Source organism: Pseudomonas sp. CBS, assembly GCF_024734645.1.
GTDB lineage: Bacteria > Pseudomonadota > Gammaproteobacteria > Pseudomonadales > Pseudomonadaceae > Aquipseudomonas.
This window is the reverse complement of record NZ_CP102929.1, coordinates 7163315-7180963: the sequence shown is the minus strand read 5'-3', so window position 1 is coordinate 7180963 and position 17649 is coordinate 7163315. Positions and strand designations below refer to the sequence as shown.

Annotated in this window: 19 protein-coding genes; 8 read left to right on the top strand and 11 right to left on the bottom strand. The window is 62.3% G+C overall.

All coding sequences use genetic code 11. The annotated features are described in order from the left end of the window. Positions 1 to 31: 31 nt before the first annotated feature. The 3 genes from NVB75_RS32810 to NVB75_RS32800 are packed head-to-tail and all read left to right on the top strand — an operon-like array spanning position 32 to position 3321. The gene (locus tag NVB75_RS32810) at positions 32 to 1567 is read left to right on the top strand and encodes an NAD(P)/FAD-dependent oxidoreductase (RefSeq protein ID WP_258345157.1); all 1536 of its coding nucleotides are present in this window, start codon (positions 32 to 34) and stop codon (positions 1565 to 1567) included. Next, the gene (locus tag NVB75_RS32805) at positions 1564 to 2463 is read left to right on the top strand and encodes an SDR family oxidoreductase (RefSeq protein WP_258345156.1); all 900 of its coding nucleotides are present in this window, start codon (positions 1564 to 1566) and stop codon (positions 2461 to 2463) included. The genes NVB75_RS32810 and NVB75_RS32805 overlap by 4 nt, the downstream gene beginning before the upstream one ends. Positions 2464 to 2478: 15 nt before the next feature. Beyond that, the gene (locus NVB75_RS32800) at positions 2479 to 3321 is read left to right on the top strand and encodes a metal-dependent hydrolase (protein ID WP_258345155.1); all 843 of its coding nucleotides are present in this window, start codon (positions 2479 to 2481) and stop codon (positions 3319 to 3321) included. A 6-nt stretch (positions 3322 to 3327) separates the two neighbouring features. Here NVB75_RS32800 and NVB75_RS32795 read toward each other — a convergent pair whose 3' ends face one another. Together NVB75_RS32795 and NVB75_RS32790 are read right to left on the bottom strand one after the other, a co-directional pair. Next, positions 3328 to 3966, bottom strand: a complete 639-nt coding sequence (locus NVB75_RS32795) for a ribonuclease (RefSeq protein WP_375378904.1) — start codon at positions 3964 to 3966, stop codon at positions 3328 to 3330. Positions 3967 to 4002: 36 nt separating this feature from the next. Continuing rightward, positions 4003 to 4983, bottom strand: coding sequence for a Gfo/Idh/MocA family protein (locus NVB75_RS32790; RefSeq protein ID WP_258345153.1), 981 nt, complete (start codon positions 4981 to 4983; stop codon positions 4003 to 4005). 141 nt (positions 4984 to 5124) lie between these two features. On the opposite strand from NVB75_RS32790, the gene NVB75_RS32785 reads away from it, so the two are divergent. Continuing rightward, on the top strand, positions 5125 to 5487 hold the full coding sequence (locus NVB75_RS32785; RefSeq protein WP_258348827.1) for an NUDIX hydrolase: 363 nt from the start codon (positions 5125 to 5127) through the stop codon (positions 5485 to 5487). Here NVB75_RS32785 and nadE read toward each other — a convergent pair. From nadE to NVB75_RS32770, 3 genes are read right to left on the bottom strand one after another with little or no spacing between them, the layout of a single operon-like run. Next, positions 5484 to 6299 carry an ammonia-dependent NAD(+) synthetase gene (nadE, locus tag NVB75_RS32780; protein WP_258345151.1) on the bottom strand — a complete coding sequence of 272 codons (816 nt, stop codon included), beginning with the start codon at positions 6297 to 6299 and terminating at the stop codon, positions 5484 to 5486. The genes NVB75_RS32785 and nadE overlap by 4 nt on opposite strands. Before the next feature lies 1 nt (position 6300). Next, positions 6301 to 7527: a nicotinate phosphoribosyltransferase gene (gene pncB / locus NVB75_RS32775; protein WP_258345149.1), complete on the bottom strand. Its 1227-nt coding sequence runs from the start codon at positions 7525 to 7527 to the stop codon at positions 6301 to 6303. Between the two features lie 10 nt (positions 7528 to 7537). Further along, the gene (locus NVB75_RS32770) at positions 7538 to 8185 is read right to left on the bottom strand and encodes a nicotinamidase (protein WP_258345148.1); all 648 of its coding nucleotides are present in this window, start codon (positions 8183 to 8185) and stop codon (positions 7538 to 7540) included. Between the two features lie 147 nt (positions 8186 to 8332). Between NVB75_RS32770 and NVB75_RS32765 the strand changes: the two genes are divergently transcribed. Then, positions 8333 to 9040 carry an NUDIX hydrolase gene (locus tag NVB75_RS32765; protein ID WP_258345147.1) on the top strand — a complete coding sequence of 236 codons (708 nt, stop codon included), beginning with the start codon at positions 8333 to 8335 and terminating at the stop codon, positions 9038 to 9040. 165 nt (positions 9041 to 9205) lie between these two features. On the opposite strand, the gene NVB75_RS32760 is transcribed toward NVB75_RS32765, so the two are convergent. Together NVB75_RS32760 and NVB75_RS32755 are read right to left on the bottom strand one after the other, a co-directional pair. Beyond that, entirely contained in the window at positions 9206 to 9979 is a 774-nt protein-coding gene (locus NVB75_RS32760) for an L-iditol 2-dehydrogenase (protein ID WP_258345146.1), read from the bottom strand. A 22-nt stretch (positions 9980 to 10001) separates the two neighbouring features. Next, on the bottom strand, positions 10002 to 11312 hold the full coding sequence (locus NVB75_RS32755; RefSeq protein WP_258345145.1) for a sugar ABC transporter substrate-binding protein: 1311 nt from the start codon (positions 11310 to 11312) through the stop codon (positions 10002 to 10004). A 214-nt stretch (positions 11313 to 11526) separates the two neighbouring features. Between NVB75_RS32755 and NVB75_RS32750 the strand changes: the two genes are divergently transcribed. Continuing rightward, entirely contained in the window at positions 11527 to 12474 is a 948-nt protein-coding gene (locus tag NVB75_RS32750; protein WP_258345144.1) for an AraC family transcriptional regulator, read from the top strand. On the opposite strand, the gene NVB75_RS32745 is transcribed toward NVB75_RS32750, so the two are convergent. Continuing rightward, complete coding sequence (locus tag NVB75_RS32745; protein ID WP_258345143.1) at positions 12444 to 13253, bottom strand: aminoglycoside phosphotransferase family protein; 810 nt, start codon at positions 13251 to 13253, stop codon at positions 12444 to 12446. The two genes, NVB75_RS32750 and NVB75_RS32745, sit on opposite strands and share 31 nt — an antisense overlap. A 224-nt stretch (positions 13254 to 13477) precedes the next feature. Here NVB75_RS32745 and NVB75_RS32740 point away from each other — a divergent pair, with 224 nt between their 5' ends. Both NVB75_RS32740 and NVB75_RS32735 read left to right on the top strand, forming a co-directional pair. Next, positions 13478 to 14434 carry a nucleoside-specific channel-forming protein Tsx gene (locus NVB75_RS32740; RefSeq protein ID WP_177070949.1) on the top strand — a complete coding sequence of 319 codons (957 nt, stop codon included), beginning with the start codon at positions 13478 to 13480 and terminating at the stop codon, positions 14432 to 14434. A gap of 20 nt (positions 14435 to 14454) precedes the next feature. Further along, positions 14455 to 15492, top strand: a complete 1038-nt coding sequence (locus tag NVB75_RS32735; RefSeq protein WP_177028320.1) for a purine nucleoside permease — start codon at positions 14455 to 14457, stop codon at positions 15490 to 15492. Positions 15493 to 15618: 126 nt separating this feature from the next. Here the strand turns inward: NVB75_RS32735 and NVB75_RS32730 are convergent, their stop codons facing one another. From NVB75_RS32730 to NVB75_RS32720, 3 genes are all read right to left on the bottom strand, one after another. Further along, positions 15619 to 16578, bottom strand: a complete 960-nt coding sequence (locus NVB75_RS32730) for a zinc-binding alcohol dehydrogenase family protein (protein WP_258345141.1) — start codon at positions 16576 to 16578, stop codon at positions 15619 to 15621. Positions 16579 to 16608: 30 nt separating this feature from the next. After that, positions 16609 to 16782 (bottom strand): DUF1427 family protein, encoded by a 174-nt coding sequence (locus tag NVB75_RS32725; RefSeq protein WP_167663876.1) that lies wholly within the window; start codon positions 16780 to 16782, stop codon positions 16609 to 16611. Positions 16783 to 16871: 89 nt separating this feature from the next. Then, positions 16872 to 17636 carry a helix-turn-helix domain-containing protein gene (locus tag NVB75_RS32720; RefSeq protein ID WP_258345140.1) on the bottom strand — a complete coding sequence of 255 codons (765 nt, stop codon included), beginning with the start codon at positions 17634 to 17636 and terminating at the stop codon, positions 16872 to 16874. Positions 17637 to 17649: the final 13 nt, after the last annotated feature.

Sequence of the window (17649 nt, the reverse complement as noted above, 5' to 3'; positions counted from 1 at the left end):
TAAGGCGCCACCGGCCCACGAGGGACAGCCTATGAATGCCCATGACACCGTCGACATCGCCATCATCGGTTCCGGATTTGCCGGGCTGTGCATGGCGATCAAACTCAAGGAAGCCGGGTTCAACGACTTCTTTATCGCCGAGCAGGCCGATGCCCTTGGCGGCACCTGGCGCGATAACCACTACCCCGGCTGCGCCTGCGACGTGCAATCCCATATCTATTCATTTTCCTTTGCGCCCAACCCAGACTGGACGCGGCAATTTGCGCCCCAGGCGGAGATTCGCGCCTACCTGGAACAGTGCGCCCAACGCTTCGAGCTGGCGCCGTTCCTGCGCTTTGGCATGGGGCTGGAGCAGGCGGTGTTTGATGAGGTGCAACAGCGTTGGAGCCTGAGTTTCAGCAATGGCCGCCAGGTCAGCGCGCGAGTGCTGGTATCCGGGATGGGTGGCTTGTCGCGCCCGGCGCTGCCGGACATTCCCGGCCTGGACAGCTTCAAGGGCAAGCGCTTCCACTCCCAGCAGTGGGACCACGAGTATTCGTTGAAGGGCAAACGCGTGGCGGTGATCGGCACCGGCGCCAGTGCCATTCAGTTCGTGCCGCAGATTGCGCCGCAGGTGGCCCACCTGGACCTGTTCCAGCGCACCCCGCCGTGGATCATGCCCAAGCCCGACCGGCCGATTTCACGCGTCGAACGCTGGGCCTTCAAGCATCTGCCCTTCACCCAGCGCCTGGTGCGCGGTGCTTACTATTGGGCGCTGGAAGGCCGCGTCGTGGGCTTTGCCCTCCACCCGCGCCTGATGAAAATGGTGCAGAAAATCGCCGTGCGCCACCTGCACAAACAAGTGGCCCGCCCTTCCCTGCGCAAGACCCTGACGCCGGACTACACCATCGGCTGCAAGCGCGTGTTGATCTCCAACGATTACTACCCGGCGCTGTCGCGCAGCAATGTGCAGGTGGTGACCGACAACGTGCTGCGCATCGAGGCCGACGGGGTGATCACCGCCGACGGCATCAAGCACCCGGCCGATTGCATCATCTTCGGCACCGGCTTCCAGGCCACCGATCCCCTGCCTCGCAACTGCATCATCGGCCGCCACGGCATCGACCTGATGGACACCTGGCAAGACGGTGCCCACGCGTACCTGGGTACCACAGTGCCGGGCTATCCGAACCTGTTCCTGATCGTCGGCCCCAACACCGGGCTGGGGCATAACTCGATGATTTTGATGATCGAGGCCCAGGTCACTTACATCCTCGATGCCTTGCGCCAAATGCAGCGCCATCGCATCGCCACGGTGGACGTCAAGCCCGTGGTCGAACTCGCCTACAACGCCAGGCTGCAGGACCGACTCAACGGCACCATCTGGACCACCGGCGGTTGCAAGAGCTGGTACCTGGACCCGCGCACCGGCAAGAACACCACGCTGTGGCCCGGCTCTACCTGGCGTTTCAAGCAGGTCACCCGGCATTTCGCCCTCAAGGACTACGTTGCCAATCTGGTGCCGGTGCCGCCCACCCCGCGCCCGGCCGCGAATCCTCACACCACCGCAGAAGGGAGCCTGTCATGAAGTCATTCAACGGCCGCGTGGCGGCCATCACTGGCGCGGCGTCAGGCATGGGCCGCGCGTTGGCCCTGGCGCTGGCGCGTGAAGGCTGCCACCTGGCGCTGGCGGATAAAAACAGCCAGGGCCTGGAGCAGACCGTCGCACTGATCAAGGCCCAGGTGCTTGCGCCGGTGCTGGTGACCTCGCAGGTGCTGGACGTTTCCGATCGCCAGGCGGTGGAGGACTGGGCGGCCCGCTGCGCCGCGGAGCATGGCCAGATCAATATGATCTTCAACAACGCCGGCGTCGCGCTGTCCAGCACCGTGGAAGGCGTGGACTATACCGACCTGGAGTGGATCGTCGGGATCAACTTCTGGGGCGTGGTCTACGGCACCAAGGCGTTCCTGCCTTACCTCAAGGCCAGCGGCGACGGCCATGTGATCAACACCTCCAGCGTGTTTGGCCTGTTCGCCCAGCCGGGCATGAGCGGCTACAACGCCACCAAGTTCGCCGTGCGTGGCTTTACCGAAGCCCTGCGCCAGGAACTCGACCTGCAGAAAAGCGGGGTCTCGGCCACCTGCGTGCATCCCGGCGGGATCCGCACCGACATCTGCCGCAGCAGCCGGATCGACGCCAACATGACCGGCTTCCTGATCCACAGCGAACAGCAGGCCCGGGCCGACTTCGAAAAGCTGTTCATCACCGACGCCGACCAGGCTGCCAAAGTGATCCTCAACGGCGTCCGCAAAAACAAACGTCGCGTGCTGATTGGCCGCGACGCCTACTTCCTGGACCTGCTGGCCCGCTGCCTGCCGTCCGCCTATCAAGCGCTGGTGGTGTTCGCCAGCAAACGCATGGCGCCGAAACAACGCAGTGCGCCCTCGCCCGTCCTTGAAACCAACGAAGAGCACCGTCTCTGAACTGGAGTACCGACCATGCTGCCGATTCGCCGCGACCTCCGTTTTGCCCTGCCGGCCGAACGCATCAAGAACTGGCATGAACAAGGCCCGTTCATCACACACTTTTTCAACGCGCTGTCGTTGCTGTTTCCCCAGGGCGAACTGTTCTTCATGGACAGCGTGCGCCACTATCGCCAGCGCATCCAAGACCCGGAACTGAAGAAGGAAATCCAGGGTTTCATCGGCCAGGAAGCCATGCACAGCCGCGAACACGTGGCCTATAACGACCTGCTGCAAGCCGCCGGGCTGCCGGCGCATACCCTGGATCGCCGACTGAAGATGATCCTCGACGCACAAAAGAAATACATGCCCGCCTCGTTCAACCTGGCGGTGACCATTGCCCTGGAGCACTACACCGCGATGCTCGCGGAAATCCTCCTCAGCGACCCGTCGCGGTTCGGTGATTCGGTCAAGGGTTATCAGCAGATGTGGTACTGGCATGCCCTGGAAGAAACCGAGCACAAGGCGGTGGCCTTTGATGTGTGGAACAGCGTGATCAAGCCCGGGCCCAAGCGATATTTACTGCGCACCACAACCATGCTGGCCACCACGGCGCTGTTCTGGCTGACGATTCTTGATTTCCACCTGCGCCTGCTGTTTGCCGACCGGCGTTCAGGCGGGCATTTGAAGGGCTTCTGGCGGATGCTCAAGTTTCTCTACGGGCCCAAGGGTGTGTTCCCGCGCATGGCGTTGCCCTGGCTGCAATACTTCAAGCCCGGGTTTCATCCCTGGGACCACGACAACCGGGCGCGCCTGGCGGGTATTGACCAATTGGTGGAAGAGATCGAGCAGACCCATAAAAATTATGGGCCCGCCTGAGTCGGCTTAACGCTGGGTCGGGATACGAATGTCGCCATCCCGGCACTGGCTCTTGACGCTGCGCGGGCAGCCGGCGAATGCCAGGTCTTTGGTCAGGCACACCCGCACTTCGGTCAACACTGCGCCCTTGCAGATCACTGCAAGGCCGTGGTTGCCCATGGCCGGGTTACTCTCGCGAAACAGCGCTTCAATGTCCCGCGCAGCGAGGCCGCCGGGGACATTGAAGGGTTCCAGCTGCTGCGGGATCTTGACCACGCCCAGCGCTGCGTCGGTCTTGTCCAGATAGGCTGATGCCTCAAGCCCGCTGCAGGTGCCGTGCTTGGCCCATTCGTGCTTGAGCAGCTTGGGCGACGGGAACAGCGTCTTGCCCCGGGCGTAGTCGGCATCCGACAACCGCGACTGCGGCGCACAGGACGCCGGCCAGCCACCCTTCGCGTATTGCGGCCACAGCCCATGCAGGACAAACCCGTAACCCTTGCCCGAACACTGCTGGTCGTCCGGGTGCGTCAGGCAGAAGGTCGGCGACCAGGACAACGACAACACATAAAAATCAAACTCCCCGGCCTGACCCTGGGCTCGCGGCGCCGCCGTCACGACACTGGCCAACGCCAGCCAAAGCAAAAGCCAGGCTGCTTTCATTTTCATCCGTTCATTCCTTAAAAACAGAAAATTGAAGCACTGCTAGACCGCCAGGTTGGGGTTACGTTGTAGCACCCGGTCCATGACCCGATCGGTCTTCAACGCCTCAATTGCCAGCGCCGGGTGTTTGCTCTCGCCGCGAATATGCGCGTTCATTCCCAGCACGTGATGCCACTGGATATGCGCATGATTGGGCACCTCCAGCGCTTCGCTGGTCTCGCCCTCAAGCCGCAACGGCGCCTCATCGAACACCGAGAACGTGATGCGGCCCTTGCTGCCGATCAACTCCACCAAGTCCTCGCGACGGTCGGCGACAAAGTTCCAGCAGCCCATGCCCAACGCGCCCGAGGCGAAGGTCCAGCAGGCGGTGACGGCATCTTCGGCGGCATAACGCCCGGCCTGGCGCGCGGTGAACCCGGCCACATCGACGATATCCCCGACCAGGTACTGGAACAGGTCAAAACCGTGGCTGGCCAGGTCGGCAAAATAGCCGCCGCCGGCAATCAGCGGGTCGGTGCGCCAGTTGGCACTGCTGGCATCGTCTTCAGAGGGCGGCTTGCACAAGGTCCAGGTCAGATGGCGCAACTCGCCGATGCGCCCGTCCTGCAGCCAGTCCCGCACCTGCTGGAAGCGCGGCAGGGAACGCCGGTAATAGGAGACAAACAGGTGCAGTCCGGCCTGTTCGAAGGTGCGTTGCATCAGCGCGCTTTGCTCGGCATTCAGCGACATCGGCTTTTCGACGCAACAATGCTTGCCTGCGGCGGCCACCATCAGGCTGTATTCGAGGTGGCTGTCGGGCGGCGTGGCGATATAGACCGCGTCCACTTCCGGGTCGTCAATCAGCGCCTGGGCGTCGGTGTAGAACCGGGCAATGCCATGGCGTGCCGCATAATCGCGCACGGCTTCCTCGCGTCGCCCCATCACGGCCACCAGCGCCGAACCTGGCGCTTTGTAGAAGGCGGGTCCACTCTTGAGTTCAGTGACACTGCCACAGCCGATCATGCCCCAGCGTACGGTGTTCATCTGCATCTCCTTCAGGTGAGGTTTTTTCGATGGGGCAGTATCGGTGTTTTCCGGCCCCCTCTCCACCCTGCCGGAGAAAGACTCAGCATGACAATTGCATTACACTTTTATGACAATCATCCAGCTGCGGGGGCACAGACGATGAAAATAAGGGCCACGGTGATTTGCGAGCACGACGGGCACATCCTGTTCGTGCGTAAAGCCCGATCGAAATGGGCACTGCCCGGCGGCAAGGTCGAGCGCGACGAGCGGCCAGTGGGCGCGGCCGCGCGGGAGCTGGAAGAGGAAACCGGGCTGAACGTGGACGGTTTGCTGTTATTGCAGGAACTGAAGGCCAGCGACACGCTGCACCATGTGTTCGAGGCGTCGGTGGTGAATATCGACGAAGCCCGGCCCCTGAGTGAAATCAAGGAATGCCAGTGGCATCCCTACAGTCGCCTGGATGACCTGGACACCACCCAGGCCACCCAGAAAATCGTCAAATCCTTCCTGCGCCGCCTCTAGTCGGGAACGAACGGCAGCGCACGCTTGTGAGCCGTCTTGAGGTAAGCGTTCTCGACAATCGTCCTCACCCGCTCACTCACCGCCTCGCCCATCAGATAGCGGTCGATCTCGTCATAGCTGCAACCATAGGCCAGCTCATCCAGCTTGCCCGGGGCCAGCTCTTCCAGGTCGGCGGTCGGCGCTTTCGTCACCAAGTGCGGTGGCCCGCCGAGGGCGCCGGCCAGCAGGCGCACCTGGGTCTTGGTCAACCCGGACAGCGGTGCCAGGTCGCAGGCACCGTCACCGAACTTGGTGAAAAACCCCATCAACGCCTCTGCGCCGTGGTCGGTGCCCACCACCAGACCATTGTGCAAATTCGCTACGGCGTACTGCGCCATCATCCGCGCCCGGGCCTTGACGTTGCCCTTGATAAAGTCGATGCGTTCAGCACTGGCCTGCCCGGCAGACAGGCTGCCCATCAGCCCGTCGACGCAGGCGGCAATGTTCAGCGTCTCGATCTGGTCCGGCGCGATAAAGTCCAGGGAGGCCTGGGCGTCGCGTTCGTCCGCCTGGGTTTTATAGGGCAGGCGCATCGCGATGAAGCGCGCCTCGTAATCCTCATTGCGCAGTTGCTCCGCCGCCAGTTGGCACAGGCGCCCGGCGGTGAGTGAGTCGACGCCGCCGCTGATGCCCAGCACCAACGCGTGGCAGCCGGACTGGCGCAACGTGCCCTTGATGAAGTCGATGCGCCGTTGCAGCTCAGCGCCCTCGCCCCCCTTGCCGAGCAGCCGGTTGATATTCAGTGCGTGTGCGATACGTGCCTGAGTGTCCATGTCACACCCCCAATTGTGGATTGACGTTGCTGACGTTGAACACCTGCGCCGCGTACTGCAGGAACGAGGCGTCTTCGCAGACATTCTTGATCGGGTCATCGGAGAATTTCACCACCGGCTCGTCATGCACCCGCACCAGTTTCATCACGATGCTCAGCGGTTCTACGCCGTCCACATCGCAGGCCAGGCTGGTGCCCATGCCGAAACCGAATTTGGCCTTGCCCCGCACGTGCCGGAGGATCGGCAGGCATTTTTCGAAGTTCAGGCCGTCGGAGAACATCAGGTCCTTGGTCATCGGGTCGATGCCCAGTGCCTTGTAGCGGGCCAGGACCTTGTCGGCCCACACGATCGGATCACCGGAGTCCTGGCGCAAACCGTCGTACAGCTTGGCGAAGTACAGGTCGAAATCCTTGAGGAAAAAGTCGGTGCTGATGCAGTCAGTGAGGGCGATGCCCAACCGGCCACGGTATTCGCGCACCCAGTTTTCCAGCGCGGCATTCTGGCTTTCCCGCAGCCGGCCCAGTTGTTGGTGCACCATCAGCCATTGGTGGGCCATGGTGCCGATCAGCGGCAAGTCGAATTCGTAGGCCAGGTGCGCGTTGCTGGTGCCGGTGAACTGGCCGGGAAAGTCACGGCGCATGATGTCCACCACTTCGCGCTGAGCCTTGAACGACAACCGGCGGCGGGTGGAAAAGTCCGAGACGCGCAGGTCCGCCAACTCGTCGCGGGTGAGGTTTTTCTCCAGCCAGTCGAACTTCTGGTAGAGCTTGCGGGTGACGTCTTCGAGGGTCACGTCGGGGTATTTGTCGCGGTTGCGCAGTTCGCTGACCAGGGCCAATACCGGCTGTTCGAACATGATGCAGTGCAGCATCGGGCCAACCACGCGGATGTTCAGTTGGCCGTCGACTTCGCTGACGTGGATATAGCGCAGGTTGAAGCGGAACAGGCCCAGGAAACGCTCGAAATCCGGGGTCAGGTATTCACGGCGCTGGTTGAACAGAAAGCGCAGTTCGCCTTCGCGCATGTTGAGGCCGGCGAGTTTTTCCAGCTCGGCCCGCAGCTCGGGAATCAGGTGCCCGAGTTTCTCTTTGGAGCGGACGATGAACTGGTATTCCACATCGACATTCGGGTGCTGGTGCAGCACGGCCTGCATCATGGTGAAGGTGTAGTAGTCGGTGTCCAGCAAGCCCTGGATCACACTGGTTTCGTAGTCGTATGCACTTTCCATGAGGTACTCCTTAACGCGCGGCCATCGCGGCCAGTTCTTCCCGATTGCGGGTAATCACAACACCGACTTGTTGCAGATGGTTGACCGCCTGCACGCCGCCCTCCTCGCTGATGCCACGGCACGCCGGCAGGTGCAGGATCACTTCGAAACCCGCCTGCAGCAATTGCAAGGCGGTGATCTTGACGCAGTAGTCCAGCGCCAGGCCGCCGACGATCACGCGCCGGATGCCCTGGGAGTAGAGGTATTCGATGACGCCGGTGGAGAGTTTGTCGTGGAGGTCGTGGTAGCAGGCGCCGTAGGGGTGCAGGTCGGGCTCGACGCCTTTCCAGATGAAGTAGTCGTAGTCATAGGGCGTGGGCAGTTCGTCCAGCAAGGTGAAGCCCTCGGTGCCCGGTACGCAGTGGGCGACCCAGGTGACGTCGGCATGCACCAGCCCGGTGGGTTGCAGCATCTCGCTGTGTTGCTGCACGACCCAGGGTGCGTGTGGGGTGTGGGCATCCTTGCTGCCAACACGGCGCCCGGCGAGGCTGGCCATGTAATTGAGCTCGGCGCCGATCTCGTCACCGCCCGCTACCGGCAATTCATTGGGGCACAGTGGCGTGAAGCTCTTCTGGGCGTCGACGTCGAATGAGGCAATAGCGTTTTTAGAGACGGTCATGGTCGTGTTCTCCTGTGGCCTGGACACAAAAGTACACGTCATGTACTTTCATAGCAAGAAACATTTATTTACCTATGCTGGATCGAGTACACGACATCGCCGTTTGATCCGTTAGACTGTGCCCCACCGCTGCCCACAGGACCCGACATGCCAGACCACGCCCCAACCCTTAGCGCTTACCTGCACACCGTGGACTTGTGCGTGCTGTTCTATTGCCGTGCCTCCGGGGAGTTGAAGATCCTGCTCAACCAGCGCGAAGCCGAGCCCTTCGCCGGGCACTGGGCGTTACCGGGGGTGGTAGTGAATGGCGGCGTGCAAGATCTGAGCCTTCAGGATGCCGTGGAACGGTTGCGGGCCAGTGACAAGGTCGGCCTGGCGCTGGCCTGGTATGAGCAAGTGGGGACGGTGGGTGATGCGTTTCGCGATCCGCGCTGCTGGTCGTCGTCGACCTATTACCTGGCGATTGTGGCTGACGATGTGACGCTGGCCGGGCATCAGCGCTGGTTCTCGCTGGATGCGGTGGCCGCTGGCGCGGTCAAGTTGCCGTTCGATCACAACGGGATTGTGGCGGCGGTGCAGGAAAGGCTGTTTTCCAAGTCGCTGTACAGCAGCTTGCCGTTGATGTTTTTAGGCAATGAGTTCAGTGCACCGGAGGCGACGACGATCTTTTCGCTGGTGCTGGCGCGGCCGGTGCTGAAGACCAGTATTCGCCAGCGGTTGCTGAAGTTGACTGAGGCCGGCTTTTTGCGGGAGACGGGGCGCAAGAAGCATGGCGAGGGCGGACGGCCGCAGGCGACAGTGGAAAACCTGAAGCCTGGGGCGGTGTACTTCTTTGATCGCAGCTTTGCCGAATAAGACCAAGCCCCCTTCCCAGAGCAATGAAGATCAAACTGTGGGAGCGGGCTTGCTCGCGAATGCGGTGTATCAGTCAGCATATCCGGCGACTGACACTCCGCATTCGCGAGCAAGCCCGCTCCCACATTTTTTTGATCTGCGGTGGTTCGAGGAGCTGCGTCCCGCTCAATTCATCCAGTTGCCGCCGTCGACGTTGTAGGTCTGGGCAACCACGTAGTCGGCCTCTTTGGACGCGAGGAAAATCGCCATCCCGGTCAAATCCTCCGCCGTGCCCATCCGCCCAAACGGCACCTCGGCCCCCACGCGCTTTTTCTTCTCGCCCAGCGGCAGCCCTTCGTGTTTGGCAAACATCGCGTCTACCCCGTCCCAATGCTCACCGTCCACCACGCCCGGTGCGATGGCGTTCACATTGATCCCCTGCTTGATCAGATTCAGCCCCGCCGACTGCGTGAGGCTGATCACCGCCGCCTTGGTCGCGCAGTACACCGCCACCAGCGCTTCACCCCGGCGCCCGGCCTGGCTGGCCATGTTGATGATCTTGCCGCCATGGCCCTGTTTGATCATCTGCTTGGCCGCCGCTTGCAAGGTGAACAGCGTACCGGCGACGTTGATCGAGAACAGCCGGTCGAAGCTTTCGCGGGTGATGTCGGTGATGGGGGCTAGGTCGAACAAGGCGGCGTTGTTGATCAGGATGTCGAGCTTGCCGGCCTGCGCCACCACGGCGGCAATCGCGGCGTCGATGGACGCCTGGTCGGTGACGTCCATGGCCACCGCGTAGGCCTTCGGGCCCAGCTCCGTGGCGGTAGCCCGGGCCCGTTCCAGGTTGATATCGGCGATGGCGACGGTGGCGCCTTCGTTGATGTAGGCCTGGGCAAACGCCCGGCCAATGCCTCGGGCGCTGCCGGTGACCAGCGCGCTTTTACCTTCCAGTCGCTTCATGAATGCAGTGTCCCTGAGGTGGTTATTTCGGGTAGCCGGCGCGTTTCATTTCGCGCTCGGTGGTGGACTGCGCCTCGGCCAGTGCCTTGTCGACCGTCATGCCGCCGGTGAGCGCTGCCGAAAACAGCTTGCCCACCGAGGTGCCGATGGCCTGGAATTCGGGAATCGTCACGTATTGGATGCCCACGTACGGCACGGGTTTGGCCGACGGGTGCGCCGGGTCGGCGTGTTGCATCATCTGCAAGGTCACCTTGGCAAAAGGCGCCGCGGCCAGGTACGCCGCGTTGTAGGTGGACTGGCGCGTGCCCGGCGGGACGTTGGTGATGCCCTCCTTGTCTGCCACCAGCTGGATGTATTCCTTGGAAGTGGCCCAGGTGATAAAGGCTTTGGCGGCGTCCTTGTGCTTGGAGGTGGCCGGGATCGCCAGGGACCAGGCGTACAGCCACGACGAGCCCTTGTCGGTGACCTCGGTCGGCGCGGCAGCAAAGCCCACGCTGTCGGCGACCTTGCTTTGGGTTTTGTCGGTGGTGAAGGAGCCCGCGACGCTGGCGTCGACCCAGATCGCGCATTTGCCGCTGTTGAACAGCGCCAGGGTTTCGTTGAAACCGTTGCTGGAGACGCCCGGCGGGCCGTAGTTCTTCAGGGTGTTGACGTAGAAGTTTGCCGCCGCAGTCCATTCCGGGCTGGTCAGTTCGGGTTTCCATTGCTCGTCAAACCAGCGCGCACCAAAGGCGTTGGCCATGGTGCTCAGCAGCGCGACGTTTTCACCCCAGCCGGCCTTGCCCCGCAGGCACATGCCGTATTGGTCCTTGGCGGGCTGGTGTAGCTTGGCGGCGAACTCGCCCAGTTGGGTCCAGGTTGGATGTTCCGGCATCGTCAGACCGGCCTGCTTGAACAGGTCGGTGCGGTAATAAGTCACGGTGCTTTCGCCATAGAACGGCAAGGCGTAGAGGGTGTCGTTCACCGACAGGCCCTGGCGCACGGCGGGGAAGATGTCTTCCACGTCGTAATCGGCAGGCAGTGGCGTGATCGGCTCCAGCCAGTGTTTGGCGCCCCACAGCGGGGTTTCGTAGGTGCCGATGGTCAGCACGTCGAATTGGCCGCCCTGGGTCGCGATGTCGGTGGTGAGGCGTTGGCGCAGCACATTTTCTTCGAGCACCACCCAGTTGAGCTTCACCTCGGGGTGCTGCTGTTCGAACACCTTGGACAGGCGTTGCATGCGGATCATGTCACTGTTGTTGACCGTGGCGATGGTCACGGTTTCGGCAGCATGGGCGGCCATCGCGAGTGTGAGGCCGGAGAGCAGGAACAGCGCTTTCGGAATCTTGAACATGGCGGTTTCCACTTATTGTTTTTGTTGTTGACGGCCCGATTACAGCAGCTTGCCCAAGGCCGGACAAACGACTGGCGGATGCCCGGCTGATACTTTTTTAACCGCATCGCCAAGATCAAAAAAGTATCAGTGGCGGGCAAAACCCGGGGTAGCGGCTACTTGGACAAAGGGCGTATTTTGGTGCCATTCCAAAAAGCCCAGAAGGGCCAAGCCCATGCCTGCAAGCCGATCCGCCCTTTTCGAGCAGCGCCCCGCCGAGCTGGAAGTGATTCTTGCCGAGCCCGAGCATGGCTTTCGCTGGTACGAACATGACTATCCGTTCGAGCTCGCCCGCTGGAACCATCACCCCGAATTCGAAATCCACCTGATCCGCCACGGCAGCGGCAAGCTGGTGGCGGGCGACTACATCGGTGCATTTGGCGCCGGCCATGTGGCGCTGATCGGCCCCGACCTGCCCCACGACTGGATCGGCGACCTGGCCCCGGGCGAATACCTGACGGGGCGCGATGTGGTGTTGCAGTTCGACGGTGCCGCGCTGCTGGCCCTGCGCACCACGCTGCCTGAGCTGGGCGACCTGCAAGGCCTGTTTGACCGTGCCCGGCGCGGCCTGGAGTTCACCGGCGAGACGGCACTGAAGGCCGCGCAACTGCTGGAATCCATCGGCCCAGCACAGGGGCTGGCGCGCCTGATTCTGTTCATCCAATTGCTGCACACCTTGATGCAGGCGCCGTCGGGGGAAGCCCATTGCCTGGCCAGCGCCTGCTACACGCCAAGCCTGGATGCCCGCAGCTCGGAGCGCATTCACAAGGCTTTCGACTACCTGATGACGGAATTGACCGGCGACCTGCGGTTGTCGGTGATCGCCCAACGGCTGGACATGAGCGAGCCAGGCTTCTCGCGGTTCTTCAAGCGCGTCACCGGCCACGGTTTTATCGACCTGATGCGCAAGTTCCGGGTGCAGCGCGCCTGCCGCCTGTTGCTGCAAAGCGAAATGTCGGTGGCCGATATCTGCTTTGAAGTGGGCTACGCCAACCTCTCCAACTTCAACCGGCACTTTCGCATCGAGATGAACCAGACGCCCAGCGAGTATCGCAGGGAAACCGCGATGTACCTGTTCAACCGCAACGGTGATCAGGCGCTGCCGTTTACCAAGGCGCACTGAGCCAGACGCGCCACTTCCAGCTCCCTATCGGCGCGGTGTCGCTGGTCATCCTCCAGAAACCACGCCGCCGACAAACCGGCGTGCGCCACCACCCATTGCAACAGGCGCTGGCGCTCCAGGCCCGCAGCCCCGGCGATGATCTCGACCTGGCGTGCAAATCGCGCCGGATCGGTGCAAGTGGGCAAATCCGGATTGCAGATCAAATTCGCGTAGTCATAGCCGCGCTCGCCGGTCACCCGCTTGGGATCAATCGCCAGCCAGCCCCGGGGGCCGAAGTCGAGGATGTTGTCGTGGTGCACATCACCGTGCAGCACCACCGGTTCCTGAGGTGAAGCCAGTAGGCTGCGGGCCGTGGCGGCACACTCGCGTATCCGCCCGCCTTTACCCTCAGCGGCGAGCCACAGGGAGCGGAACCAGAGCTCCAATGAGTGCAAGCCCGCCGGTGGCGACGGGCGCGGCGCATGCAACAACGCCACGGTGGCGCAGGCAATGCGGCTGGCTTCATCATCCTGGCCATTGAGGGCCATGTGCATCAGCGAACCCGGGCCGGTTGCGCGCTCCATCACCACGGCAACGCCGTCATGCAAAAACACTCGGGCAGCGCCCTCGCCGGCCCACCAGGTCATCAACTCGCCGCCGAGCTTTTCCTCAGGCTCGCGGGCGATCTTGAGCATCGCCGGCTGTCCGTCCCAGCGCACCGGCAGCAGGTCGCTGCCGGGGGTGATGATGGCGTCACCCTCGGGGGTCAGGTTCCAGCGTTTCAAATAGTGATCGAACATCGGGCGACTCCCAGTGCGAGGTCCTGCAGGATGCCACACACGCCTTTACCCATTCCGTTACGTTTCTGACCAAAAGGCCGACTAAATCGCACTTTTCTCAATTCCTTCATGCAATTGACACAAATTGGTACAACCTGTGCAAACGTTTGCGGAACGAACTTGGCCACCAGGTTCACCTCAACCCGAGGAATCGGGCCACAACCGCGTAAGAACAGGGATTTTCAATGCAACCCACTTCCAGACGGCCCGCGTCGGCCACCCCTTTTGCTGTTTCCCTGCTACTGGCTGCCGTTACGGGAGTACTCAGCGCACCCATTTTGGCGCAGGAAAAACCCTCCGATGACTCAGCACAGGGCGAAACCCTGGCCCCGGAAGCCAGCCCTTCCAAAAAAGGCGTGTACCTGTCGGACTGGTTCAACCAGGACCTGACGGTAATCGGCAGCAAAGACATCAGCTTCGGCCCCAAACCCGCCGATGACGTGTACCTGGAGTACGAATACTTCGGCCGCAAGGGCCCGTTCGAACTGTATGGCTACGTCGACATCCCGAAGATCTTCGGCATCGGCAACAGCAATGACAAAGGCGCGTGGGACCACGGTTCCCCAGTGTTCATGGAGCACGAACCGCGTATCTCCATTGACTACCTGGCGGGCCGCAGTCTGGCTATCGGGCCGTTTAAAGAGTGGTATGTGGCGTTTGACTGGATCTACGACCACGGCAGCAACAAGGACAACCGCGCCAACACCTTGTACAGCGGCCTGGGCACCGACATCGAGACCCACTCGCGGGTCAACCTGTCGGCCAACTTCTATGGCCGTTACCAGTGGGAAAACTATGGCGCCAGCAACGAGTATTCGTGGGACGGCTACCGGGCGCAGATGAAATACATCGTGCCCATTGGCAGCTTCGACAATGGTGCGTCGCTGACCTATATCGGCTTCACCAACTACGATTTCGGCTCGGACCTGCATAAAGACAACCCTGCGCGCACCGCCAACTCCCTGGTTGCAACAAACGTGCTGTTGTATTCGTTCACTCACCTGCGTTTCACCCTGGTCGGCCGCTACTTCCACAACGGCGGCAACTGGGAAGACGGCAGCGAGCTGAACTTTGGCGACGGTAATTTCCGCGCCCGCTCCAACGGCTGGGGTTACTACGCCGGCGTGGGCTATCAATTCTGAGTGTGAACAAGGAGCAGTAGATGAAGACCTTTACCCGCCTTTCAATCGCCATCGGCCTGGCCGCCGGGGCGCTGTTGCCGCAGGTCGTGCTGGCCGATGCACCGGCCCCGATCAAGCCCAAGGTGATGCTGATCACCATGTTCGCCCCCGAGGCGCAGAACTGGATCGACCGTCTGGAACTCAAGCAGGAAGTGCGCGTGCCGGGCTTGTCGGCCGAGTATCCGGTGATCCGCTGCAACACCCAGGACGTGTGCCTGCTGGTGACCGGCATGGGCCAGACCAACGCCGCCGCCTCGACCCTGGCACTGGCGTTGTCGCCCAAGTTCGACCTGCGTCAGAGCTACTTCCTGATCGCCGGGATTGCCGGGATCAACCCGCACCACGGCACCATCGGCACCGCCGCGTGGGCACATTACCTGGTGGAATTCGGTACCCAGTGGGAGCTGGATTCACGGGACGCGCCGAAGGACTGGCCGACCGGCTACATCGGCATCAATACCAAGGGGCCGAACGAGAAGCCGCCACTGGACTACAAGACCGAGGTGTTCGAGCTCAATCCCAAGTTGCAAGCCAAGGCGTTTGCGCTGTCGCAGAAAGTCGAACTCAGTGAAAGCAAGGAGTCCACGGCCTGGCGCAAACACTATCCCTACGCACCGGCCAATCAGCCGCCGCAGGTCACCCAGTGCGACACCCTGGCGGGCAATACCTGGTTCTCCGGGACGCGCCTGAGTGAGCGCGCCGAAGTCTGGACCAAGTTGCTGACGGACAATAAAGGCGTGTACTGCACCACCCAGCAGGAAGACAACTCCACCTATGAGGCGTTGCTGCGAGCCAGTCGTGAAGGGTTGGTGGACATCAATCGCCTGGCGGTGGTGCGGGCCGGTTCCGACTTTGATCGGCCGTACCCGGGCTACAGTGAAGTGGACAACCTGTTGAAGTACGCAGACCAGGGCGGTTTCGTGCCGGCGCTGGAGAACCTGTATCGCACCGGCAATCCGCTGGTACAGGCGATTCTGAAGAACTGGTCGGCGTGGGAAAAAGGCGTTCCCGAAGCCTGAATAAAGATCAAATGTGGGAGCGGGCTTGCTCGCGAAAGCGGTGGATCAGTGCCGAATGTATTGGCTGACACACCGTATTCGCGAGCAAGCCCGCTCCCACACAAGCCCGCGCCCACAATGAGCGGGTCAGGGCAGGAAGATAATCTTGTCTGCACTGCCCTGGTTCACTTCCTCAAAGCACTGCACGCCTTCAGCCAGCGACACTTCCCGCAAACCCGTCGGCAGCGGCAGCAAATCCTCATCGAAGAACCGCCCGAATTGCTCCAGCATCACCGCGCACTGTTCGCAGTTGTAGAGCAACGAATTGATCCCCACCACCGAACCACCCTTGCGGTACAACGCCAGTGCCGGCAGTTGCACGTGCCCGTCAACCGGCGCGGCGATGATTGCGATACGGCCAAAAGGTGCGAGTGCCGCCACCGCTGCCGGCAACCAGAACCCGGTGGTGTCAAAGATCACATCGGCGCCCGTACCGAACAGCGCATTAACCTGCCCTCCCAGCGCTTCCGGCTGGCCCAGTAACAGCCCCTCGAAACCCTGCTCGCGCAAGGCCTCGACCTGTTCCGGCCGACGCACGGCCCCGAGCACCTGGGCCCCACGAATCTTCGCCAGGGCCAACGCCGCGCTGCCTACCGCTCCATTGGCACCAATCACCAATAAGCGACTGCCTTTGCCGACACCGCTGCGCTCAAGGGCATCCCACGCCGTGGTGTACGGCACGCCGAGACTGGCGGCCTGGGCAAAGCTCAGATGGCTGGGCTTATGCGCCACGCCCTTGGCCGACACGGTGAGGTACTGGGCGTGGGAACCGTCAGCGAAAAAACCCAGGTCGCGACCGGTGCCCCAGACTTCCTGGCCGACCAGTTCCTGCGGACCTTCCACCACCACCCCGGCAAAGTCCCGCCCGGGAATGCGTGGCAAGGTGGTGTAGGGAAAACGCCCGAGCACGTTCTTCACATCGCTGGGGTTCAACCCGGCGGCCTTGATCTGCACCAGGACTTCACCGGCCGCCGGCACCGGGGTGGCGACGTCGACGTAAGCGAGGGCAGCGAGATCGCCAGTGGCGGAAAATTGCAGTGCTTTCATGGCCAATATCCATCGAGGTTAAAAAGGGTTTCAGGAGAGCCAGGCGCTGACCATCTGCCGGCCCATGGGCCAGAGCTTCTCGCCCATCAACATGCCCATCAGCCCGACCAGGGCGATGGCGGGAGGCGCGGGCGAGCGAAAGTCCAGGGCACCGTAAATCACGCCGACCAACAGGCCGATGGCCAAGGAAATCAGGTAATTCATGGAACACTCCGCAGCAAGGGTTGATGCGGGCAGTGTAGGGAAGCCAAATCCGAAGCATCGGCCAACTGCTTCAGAATTTCGGCCAAGCCTCAGACGGGATACTGCGACGGCGCCATCCCCAGTTCGCGGCGAAACATGTCGCTGAAACTGCTCGGCGAATACCCCAGGGAACGGGCGATAGCGCTGACCGGCTGGCCCTGGATCAACTCGGCCACGGCGGTGGCCAACTGCACCTGGCGGCGCCACTCGGCAAAGCCCATGCCCAGACTGTTCTGAAACAGCCGGGCCAGGGTACGTACGCTGGCACCGGCCGCTTCGGCGTGCTGTTCGAAGGGAATGTCCAGGGAAGGCGACGCCATCACCGCCTGGCAGGCACTCGTCAGGCGCCGATCGGCGCCCACAGGCAAGGCAATGCGGATCGGCGAGCGCCGGGCCCGTTGCAGTTCCAGCAGGGCCAGGCCGACCACGGCCTCGTAGTAGGCCTGGTCCCCCTGATCGCCCTGCTCCACCAGCGCCACGATCAGTTCGCGCAGCAGCCCGCCGACCTCGATCACTTGCACCTGGCTGTCCAGGGTCACCGCCAGCGCCGGGCGCAGGTAGATGTTGCGCATCTGCAAGTCCGACACCACACGAATCCCGTGCTCGACACCCGGCGGCAGCCACACCGCGCGCTGGGGCGGCACCACCAGCGCTTCCCGGGGTGTGTCGACCCACATCACGCCGCTCATGGCGTAAAGCAACTGGCCCCAATCGTGCTGATGGGGCTCGACGTACAACCCGCGTGGGTAGGTACGCGCCAAGGGTTGCACGGGGACGGCGTGATTGCTGAGGTCGGGCGGCGCGGCTAGGGCCATGGAGGGCACATCA